At 65.8% G+C, this 8,964-nt stretch carries 7 protein-coding genes; 3 read left to right on the forward strand and 4 right to left on the reverse strand.

The genetic code is table 11. The annotated features are described in order from the left end of the window. On the forward strand, positions 1-855 hold an 855-nt coding region (locus I6U14_RS05010), incomplete at its 5' end, for a serine protease (RefSeq protein WP_296897385.1). Positions 856-878: 23 nt separating this feature from the next. On the opposite strand, the gene gorA is transcribed toward I6U14_RS05010, so the two are convergent. The 4 genes from gorA to I6U14_RS05030 all read right to left on the reverse strand — a co-directional run bounded on the left by gorA (position 879) and on the right by I6U14_RS05030 (position 5,589). Continuing rightward, on the reverse strand, positions 879-2,240 hold the full coding sequence (gorA, locus tag I6U14_RS05015; protein WP_296897386.1) for a glutathione-disulfide reductase: 1,362 nt from the start codon (positions 2,238-2,240) through the stop codon (positions 879-881). A 252-nt stretch (positions 2,241-2,492) separates the two neighbouring features. Beyond that, positions 2,493-3,227, reverse strand: a complete 735-nt coding sequence (locus tag I6U14_RS05020) for a glutathione peroxidase (RefSeq protein WP_296897387.1) — start codon at positions 3,225-3,227, stop codon at positions 2,493-2,495. A gap of 441 nt (positions 3,228-3,668) precedes the next feature. Then, entirely contained in the window at positions 3,669-3,824 is a 156-nt protein-coding gene (locus tag I6U14_RS05025) for a hypothetical protein (protein ID WP_296897388.1), read from the reverse strand. 130 nt (positions 3,825-3,954) lie between these two features. After that, entirely contained in the window at positions 3,955-5,589 is a 1,635-nt protein-coding gene (locus I6U14_RS05030; protein WP_296897389.1) for an alpha-D-glucose phosphate-specific phosphoglucomutase, read from the reverse strand. 158 nt (positions 5,590-5,747) lie between these two features. On the opposite strand from I6U14_RS05030, the gene htpG reads away from it, so the two are divergent. Continuing rightward, complete coding sequence (gene htpG, locus I6U14_RS05035; RefSeq protein WP_296897390.1) at positions 5,748-7,745, forward strand: molecular chaperone HtpG; 1,998 nt, start codon at positions 5,748-5,750, stop codon at positions 7,743-7,745. Between the two features lie 240 nt (positions 7,746-7,985). Further along, positions 7,986-8,964 (forward strand): 2-isopropylmalate synthase (locus I6U14_RS05040; RefSeq protein ID WP_296897391.1); only part of this gene is annotated, 979 nt, incomplete at its 3' end.

Raw genomic sequence — 8,964 nt, forward strand, 5'->3', positions numbered from 1 at the left:
CCGCGCTCCACACGTGCCTCTGCGTGGGCGGGGTCAGTGGGGTATAAGAGACAGGCGTTCGACCCGGTGACGCCGGTGGAGGCCGGTAGGCTGGCGGTGGGGACGGTGCACTCGGAGCTGGGCGCCGGGTCCGGCTTCTTTGTCACCGACGGCGGCTTCTTGCTCACCAACCGGCACGTGGTGCGCCCGGCGGAGGACTGGGCGGCGGAGGAGCGCGCCGAGTTGGCTGCGCTCAAAGAGGAGCTGGACGCCCTCGAGCGGCGGCTGTCGCTGCCACGGGATCGGTTCTCGGATGCGGACGCGTACGACCGCGGCCAACGCATGTTTCGCGAGCGCTCGCGGGAATACCGTCAGGCCAAGCGGGCCTTGGAGATGAAGCGCAATGCGGCGCTGCTGCAGCATACGTTCGACGTCCAGCTCAAGGACGGCGAACGCCTGACGGCGGAGCTCGTGGACTTGAGCCCCCGCTACGACCTTGCCCTGTTACGGGTATCCGATTACCGCACACCCTTCATCCGGCCGCTCCTGGATGCGCGACTACGCCAGACCCAGCCCGTCTATGCACTCGGCAGCTCGCTCGGCATCAAGGATACAGCGACCGCCGGCACTTATGCCGGTCGGCGCGAGGACATGCTGGTGACGGACGCACGTGTTCTGCCTGGCAGCAGTGGCGGGCCGCTTGTGACGGAGACTGGGTGGGTCGTCGGTATCAATACCTGGAAGGCGACCGCAGTACCGGATGCCAAGGCCCGAGGCTTCGGCGTCGCCATCCCCATCGATGCGGCGTTTGAGGCCTTCCCCGAGCTGCGCGACTGGCAGCCTTGGCAGCGTGCGGCGTCGTCCGCACAGCGCTGACCCCCCGGTCGGGGGGCGCAGGCTTATTCGTCCGGATGCGGCTCCTTCAGCGTCACCAGCTCTTCGGCACTCACCGGGTGGATAGCGACCGTATCGTCGAACTGCGTCTTGGTGGCGCCCATCTTTACGGCCACGGCGAAGCCCTGCAGCATCTCGTCGACGCCGTCGCCCACCATGTGGATGCCCACTACGCGCTCCTCGTCACCGACGCAGACGAGCTTCATGGCGGTGCGCGGCCCCTTGCGGTTCAGCGCGTAGCGCATGGGCTGGAATGTGGTCTGGTAGATCGTGACCTTTTGCCCGGACTCGCGCGCCTGTGCCTCGGTGAGGCCCACGGTGCCCGCAGGCGGGTGCGCAAACACCACGGTCGGGATGTTCTCGTAGTCGAGACGGCGGTTGGGCTGGTCGTTGAACAGCCGGTCCGCCAAGCGTCGGCCGGCGGCGATGGCCACGGGCGTAAGCGGCGCGCGCCCGGTGATGTCGCCGAGGGCATAGACGCCGGCTACGTTGGTGTTCTGGAAGGCGTCCGTCGGGATGATGCCGTTCGGGAGCACCTCCACGCCGGCGGCCTCCAGGTTGAGCTCTTCCGTGTTCGGTCGCCGCCCCACGGCCCAGAGCACGGTGTCGAAGCCGGTGAGCGCCTGGTGCTCCCTGCCGATGACGGCGAGGCCGTCGTCCCGGCGTTCCAGGGAGCCCACCGCGAAGGGCAGGTGCATGTCGATGCCGTCCTGCGCCATGTTGTGGGCGACGGTCTCGCTGACGATGGGGTCGAAGGTCTCGAGCACTCGGCTCTCGAGCGCCACTACTGAGACTTCCGATCCCAGCGCGCGCAGGACGCCCGCCAGCTCCACGCCGATGTAGCCGCCGCCAACCACGCAGACCCGCTTGGGCTGCTCGCGCAGCGCGAAGAAGCCGTCGGAGGTGATGCCGAGCTCGTGGCCCGGCACCGGCGGCACGATGGGGCGGCCGCCGGTGGCGACGACGATATGGTCGGCGGTGTAGTGCTTCCCGTCGACCTCGACGGTGCGGGCATCGACGAAGCGGGCCTCGCCCTGAATATGGGTGATCCCCTCACCGGCGACATAGCCGTTCCAGTAGTCGAGAATGCCGCTGATGAAGCCCTCGCGGCCGGCTACCAGGGCGGCCCAGTCCACGCCCTCCAGACTCGCGCGGATGCCCATCTCAGGGGCGTGACGCACGTCTTCGGCGACGTTGGCGGCATACCACATCACCTTTTTGGGCACGCAGCCGACGTTGACGCAGGTGCCGCCGAGCTTGTGGCGCTCGATGACAGCAGTGCGGGCGCCATGCGCGGCGGCCTTTTCGGCCACGGCGAGCCCGCCGCTGCCGCCGCCGATGGCGATGAGGTCGAAATGGGTCTCCATGGCCGGTCTCCGGGGGTGTTTACGTCGCAACCGCCGCGGCGGTCGCGTGGTATTCGGTGCAATCGTGTATTGAAGCGGTGCCGGCGGTCCTGCGGCAATGCGTTGCGGTAATGGCTTGGCGCTCAGGCGCCATGCATGTCGCGCCAACCCATCCTTGGGCCGGCTCAAAAAGCGCTCGGGCGAAAGCCCGGAGGGCGCTTACGGTCCGGCGGCGGCGCTTGCCGCAGCCGGACCAATGTGGTCAGCGCTGCCTCAGCGGCTCGCCATCCACTTCTCGAGGTCGTCGGAACCGCCGATCTTCTGGCCGTTCACGAACACCTGCGGCACGCTGGTGGCACCGGCAACGGCGCGCAGCGTCTCCTCGGTGTAGTCCTTGTTCAGCACCAGCTCCTCGAACTGCATGCCGGCGTCGTTCAGCATGGTCTTGGCCTTGGCGCAGAACGGGCAGCCGGGGCGGGTGAACACCGTAACGTCGGCCGGCTTCTGGGCGCTCGGGGCGACGTAAGCGAACATCGTGTCGGCGTCGGAGACGTGGAAGGGGTCGCCCGGCTCCTCCGGCTCAATAAACATCTTGTCGATGACGCCGTCCTTCACCAGCATGGAATAGCGCCAGGAGCGCTTGCCGAAGCCCAGGTCATCCTTGTCCACCAGCAGACCCATGCCCTCCGTGAACTCGCCGTTGCCGTCGGGGATGAAGGTCAGGTTGTCGGCGTTCTCGTCCTCTTTCCAGGCGTTCATGACGAAGGCGTCGTTGACCGACATGCAGATGATGTCGTCCACGCCATTGGCCTTGAAAGCGGGCGCCAACTGGTTGAACCGCGGTACGTGCGTCGAGGAGCAGGTGGGCGTGAAGGCGCCGGGCAGAGAGAAGACGATGACCGTCTTGCCCTTGAACAGCTCATCGGTGGTGACGTCGACCCAGTCTGCGCCCTGGCGGGTGCGGAAGGTGACCTGGGGGACTGGCTGGCCGGTACGATCTTGCAGCATGGTATATGACTCCGGGTTGGGAAATTTGCACGCTCTGGTGTGCGGCGCTTGTTCCGCCGACGGGACGATAGTGCGGGCAAGTCTGCCCACAGCAAAATGGATTGTTCGGATAAGTTTGATTGGTGTGGCCGATGTAAAACCGCGCTTTTCATCGACAATGACAATTATCAATGCAGAAAATTGCGCGCCGCGATCGTCACGGACGACGGCGCGCAGAATTCACGCGGTTGGCAGATGTGCCGGCGTGCCGGCCCTAGGAGGTCCCCTGGGCGGCCCTGGGCGGCTGCCACCGGCGACGCAAAAAACCCCGCCGGCAAAGCCGACGGGGTTCGCTGTCGGGCGCCGCCGTCAGCGGCGCCCGCAAGGCCAGGTCGAGCGCGAGGCCCGATGGACGAACGAGAACTGAGCCGATACAGGATCAGTTCTATAGGTGATCGCTGCTTAGGCCAGCGGCTTGGCCGGCGTGACGATCATGGCGGTGTCGCCATCCTTCTTCTTGCCGCCGCAGGACTTGCCGTCACCAGCGACGGCGCTGCCCAGGGACAGCATCAGGCCGAAGAAGAGGGCGGTGGCGAGGGTCAGGGTTGTCTTGGTCATGAGTGGGCACCTGTAGCAAAGTGTTTGGACAAACGCTGGACAGGCCGTCCAGCGCCGACGCTGCTGTTATTACACCGACCGCGGCGAATTACAACGACACAAAGCCTGGGGCTTTACTGTGTTTTGCCCGTCAGGTGATGACATCGGGCGCAGAGCGGCCGGTGCGTGTCTCGATCTGAGCGAGCTCGCGGGCAGTGACGATGAGCGGCGCGAGGGCCTCCTGGACGGGTTGATCGTGCAGCGCCGGGTCAGGCTCGTAGCGCTCGATGTAGACCCTGAGCGTTGCACCCTGGGTTCCCGTGCCGGATAGGCGAAAGACGATGCGGGAGCCGCCGTCGAAGCCGATGCGGACGCCCTGGCCGGTGGCGGTGCTGCCATCCACGGGGTCGGTATAGCTGAAGTCGTCGGCGTAAGCGACCGTGAGTGCGCCGAGGCGCTTGCCGGGCAGGTCCGGCAGCAGGATGCGCAAGTGGTCCATCAGCTCGGAGGCAGCATTGGCATCCACGGCCTCGTAATCGTGGCGAGTGTAGAAGTTGCGCCCGAAGCGCCGCCAGTGATCGCCCACGATCTGGGCAACAGACTGGCGCTTGACGGCCAGCAGGTTGAGCCAGAACAGCACGGCCCAGAGCCCGTCCTTCTCGCGCACATGGTTGGAACCGGTGCCGAAGCTCTCCTCCCCGCACAGGGTGATGCGGCCGGCGTCCAGCAGGTTGCCGAAGAACTTCCAGCCGGTGGGTGTTTCGTAACACTCCACGCCCAACTCCTCTGCCACTCGGTCCGCCGCCTGGCTGGTGGGCATGGACCGCGCCACGCCGGCGATGCCCTGTTTGTAGCCGGGCGTGAGATGGGCATTGGCCGCGAGCACCGCCAGGCTGTCGCTGGGCGTGACGAAGAAGTCCTTGCCCAGGATCATGTTGCGGTCGCCGTCGCCGTCGGACGCGGCGCCGAAGTCGAGTCCGGTGGCGCCCTCGGTCAGGGCAACGAGGTCGTGCGCATGCACGAGGTTCGGGTCAGGGTGCCCGCCGCCGAAGTCCGGGAGCGGCTTGCCGTTCATGACCGTGCCGGGCTCTGCGCCCAGGCGATTCTCCAGGATCTCCAACGCATAGGGGCCGGTGACCGCGTGCATGGCGTCGAAGCACATCCGGAAGCCGCCGGAATTGAAGAGCTGGTGGATGGCGTTGAAATCGAACAGGCTTTCCATCAGCGCGGCGTAGTCGGCAACCGGGTCGATTACCTGCACCCGCATGCCGTCGAGCGACTGCTCACCCACCGTGTCGAGGTCCACCGGGGCTGCATCGCTGATGAGGTACCGATCGATGCTGCCGGTGCGCGCGTAGATGGCGTTGGTGACCGACTCCGGCGCCGGGCCGCCGGCGTCAATGTTGAACTTGATGCCGAAGTCCTCCTCTGGTCCGCCGGGGTTGTGGCTTGCGGACAGGATGATGCCGCCCTGTGCCTTGTACTTGCGGATGACGCAGGACGCCGCCGGCGTGGACAGGATGCCGCCCTGGCCCACCAGCACCTTGGCCACCCCGTTGGCGGCGGCCATGCGCAGGATGATCTGCACAGCCTCACGGTTGTAGAAGCGCCCGTCACCGCCGAGCACCAGGGTGCCGCCGGTGAGCCCGCGCTGGGTGTCGAAGATGGCCTGGACGAAGTTTTCCAGGTAGTGCGGCTGCTGGAAGGTCTTGACCTTCTTGCGCAGTCCGGACGTGCCCGGCTTCTGCCCCTCGAACGGCGTGGTGCTGACCTGGGTGCTTGCCATCCCGATTCCCCTTGAATTCGCGCAGGTATGCCTACATGGACAGCGGCGCGCGGCGCGCCGCAGCTGCCAGCGATTCTAAGGTATTCCAGAGCCCGCCGCGGGCTCGGTCCCGGCGCGTCACCGAAACACTGAATCCCCAGACATTACGCTCAAGACCCATGACCGTCGAAGCCCACAAGGAAACCCTCGAATTCAAGGCCGAGGTGAGCCAGGTCCTGGACCTGGTCATCCGGTCGCTCTACTCCAACAAGGAGATCTTCCTGCGAGAGCTGATCTCCAACGCCTCGGACGCTGCCGAGAAGCTGCGCTTCGAGTCCCTCACCGACGAGCAGCTGCTGGAGGATGATCCGCATCTCCGTGTACGGGTGCTGGTGGACAAGGACGCCGGCACCATCACCGTCTCCGACAACGGCATCGGCATAAGCCGCCAGGAGATGATCGACACCATCGGCCACATTGCCAGCTCCGGCACCCGGCAGTTCGACGCGGCCATAAGAGCGACCCAGGGCGCTGCGTCCCAGGGCGCTGCGGCCGAGGGCGATGCCGGCCACGGGGATGCGACTGGGGGTGAGGCCGCCGGGGAGGAGCTCATCGGCCAGTTCGGTGTCGGCTTCTACTCCGCCTTCATCGTCGCGGACAAGGTCACCGTCGTTTCACGCCGCGCGGGCCTGACGCCCGAGCACGGCGTGCGCTGGGAGTCCGACGGGCGCGGCAGCTACACGCTGGAGACCTTGGAGAAGCCCGCCCGCGGCACTGACGTCATCCTGCATCTCAAGGACGACGAGAAGGAGTTCCTGGAGCCCTGGCGGTTGCGCACCATCATCGGCAAGTTCTCGGACCACATCGCCATGCCGGTAGAGATGGAGAAGGAGGACTTCGGCAGCGACGAAGAAGGCGAGGACAAGGACAAGGCGGCCAAGGCACCGGAGTTCGAGCAGGTCAACAAGGGCACGGCGCTCTGGATGCGCAACAAGGCCGACATCTCGGATGACGACTACAAAGCCTTCTACAAGCACATCTCCCACGACTTCGAGGAGCCGCTCGCCTGGGCGCACAACCGGGTCGAGGGCACCAACGAGTACACCGCGCTCCTGTACCTGCCCAAGCGCGCCCCCTGGGACCTCTGGGACCGCGAGCAAAAACACGGCGTCAAGCTCTATGTGAAGCGCGTCTTCATCATGGACGAGGCGGACAAGCTGATGCCGCATTGGCTGCGCTTCGTGAAGGGCGTCGTGGACTCCGACGACCTGCCGCTCAACGTCTCCCGCGAGATCCTGCAGCACAACCGCAAGATCGACACCATCCGTGGCGCCAACGTCAAGCGCGTGCTGGGCCTGCTGGAGTCGCTGGCCAAGGATGAGCCCGAGAAGTACCAGGAATTCTGGGGCGAGTTCGGCCGCGTGCTGAAGGAAGGCCCGGCGGAGGACTTCCAGAACCGCGAGCGCATCGGTGGATTACTGCGCTTCGCCAGCACTCACAATGACGACAACACCCAGAACGTTTCGCTGGATGGCTACATCGAGCGCATGAAGGAAGGGCAGAAGGACATCTACTACATCACCGCCGACAGCCCAGCCGCGGCCCGCCACAGCCCGCACCTGGAGGTGTTCAAGAAGAAGGGCGTGGAGGTGCTGCTGCTCTCTGACCGCGTGGACGAATGGCTGGTGAGCCATCTGCACGAGTACAAGGGCAAACACCTGCAATCTGTCACCAAGGGCAAGCTGGACCTGGGCGACCTCGCCGACCAAGAAGACAAGGAGAAGACCGAGCAGGCCGAGAAGGAGCACGGCGACCTGCTGAAGCGCCTCAAGGATTCCCTCGGCGAGCAGGTCAGCGAGGTCCGTGCCTCCACCCGCCTGGTGGACTCCCCCGCCTGCATCGTCGTCGGCGAGCACGACATGAGCGCCAACCTCGCCCGGGTACTCAAAGCCGTGGGTCAGGAGGCGCCGGACATGAAGCCGACCCTGGAGGTGAACCTGGACCACCCGCTGGTGAAGCGTCTGGAGGCCGAGTCGGACCTGAACAAGTTCAATGACCTGGGGATGATCCTGTTCGATCAGGCCCAGCTCGCCGAGGGCGGCCAACTGGACGACCCCGCCGCCTTCGTCGGCCGCCTCAACAAGCTCATGATGCAGATGTTCATGAGCGGGGCTTGACGACCGTCGCCTCCGGCGGCATCGACGGCGCTCGGGCATCGACTCACCGTAGCCACCAGAGACACAGCCGACTTCGAGGCAGCGTGGGTGGCCGTGCTCAATCCCTGGCCTCGGCGTCGCGGTCCAGCATTTTGTTGATGCATGCACGTTCTTTGGGCGACCGCAGCAGATCGCCCGGGATCGTGTTACAAATTGCCGCTCATTGCATCCCGCGCGCCCAGACCTGCTACCGAGATTGACATGACCACTGCCGACCAGCTCATCATCTTCGACACCACGCTGCGCGACGGCGAGCAGAGCCCGGGCGCGTCCATGACCAGGGATGAGAAGCTGCGCATCGCCAAGGCGCTGGAGAAGCTTGGGGTGGATGTCATCGAGGCCGGCTTCCCCGTCGCGAGCCAGGGCGATTTCGAGGCGGTCAAGGCCGTCGCCGACGCCATCCAGGACAGCACCGTCTGCGGCCTGGCGCGGGCACTCGATAAGGATATCGACCGTGCCGGTGAGGCGCTCAGAGGTGCTAACACGGGCCGCATTCACACCTTCATTGCCACCAGCCCCATCCATATGGAGAAGAAGCTCCGCATGACTCCGGACCAGGTGGTGGAGCAGGCGGTGCGGGCCGTGCAGCGAGCCCGGCAGTATTGCGATGACGTCGAGTTCTCGCCCGAGGACGCCGGGCGCTCGGACATCGACTTCCTGTGCCGGGTGCTGGAAGCGGTCATCGACGCCGGCGCTCGCACCCTGAACATTCCGGACACCGTCGGCTACGCCATGCCGCACCAGTTCGGCAGCCTCATCAGCCAGTTGCGCGAGCGCATCCCGAATTCCGACAAGGCCGTGTTCTCTGTGCACTGCCACAACGACCTGGGCCTGGCGGTGGCCAACTCGCTGGCCGCGGTGCAGGCTGGCGCCCGGCAGGTGGAGTGCACCATCAACGGCCTGGGCGAGCGTGCCGGCAACGCGGCGCTGGAGGAGATCGTCATGGCGGTGCGCACCCGCCAGGATCTGTTCGGCTGCGATACTCGGCTCGACACGACGCAGATCATGAACTGCTCCCGGCTTGTGTCGGGTATCACGGGCTTCCCGGTGCAGCCCAACAAGGCCATCGTCGGCGCCAACGCCTTTGCACACGAGTCCGGCATCCACCAGGACGGTGTGCTCAAACACCGCGAGACCTACGAGATCATGCGCGCCCAGGACGTGGGCTGGACCCACAATC

Origin of the sequence: Thiohalocapsa sp., from assembly GCF_019695415.1 — a bacterium.
Classification (GTDB): domain Bacteria; phylum Pseudomonadota; class Gammaproteobacteria; order Chromatiales; family Chromatiaceae; genus Thiohalocapsa.

Coding starts and splice junctions, on each gene's coding strand:
- I6U14_RS05020 (WP_296897387.1), bottom strand. CDS start 3,227: ATGCTGCAAGATCGTACCGGCCAGCCAGTCCCCCAGGTCACCTTCCGC.
- gorA (WP_296897386.1), bottom strand. CDS start 2,240: ATGGAGACCCATTTCGACCTCATCGCCATCGGCGGCGGCAGCGGCGGG.
- I6U14_RS05030 (WP_296897389.1), bottom strand. CDS start 5,589: ATGGCAAGCACCCAGGTCAGCACCACGCCGTTCGAGGGGCAGAAGCCG.
- htpG (WP_296897390.1), top strand. CDS start 5,748: ATGACCGTCGAAGCCCACAAGGAAACCCTCGAATTCAAGGCCGAGGTG.
- I6U14_RS05025 (WP_296897388.1), bottom strand. CDS start 3,824: ATGACCAAGACAACCCTGACCCTCGCCACCGCCCTCTTCTTCGGCCTG.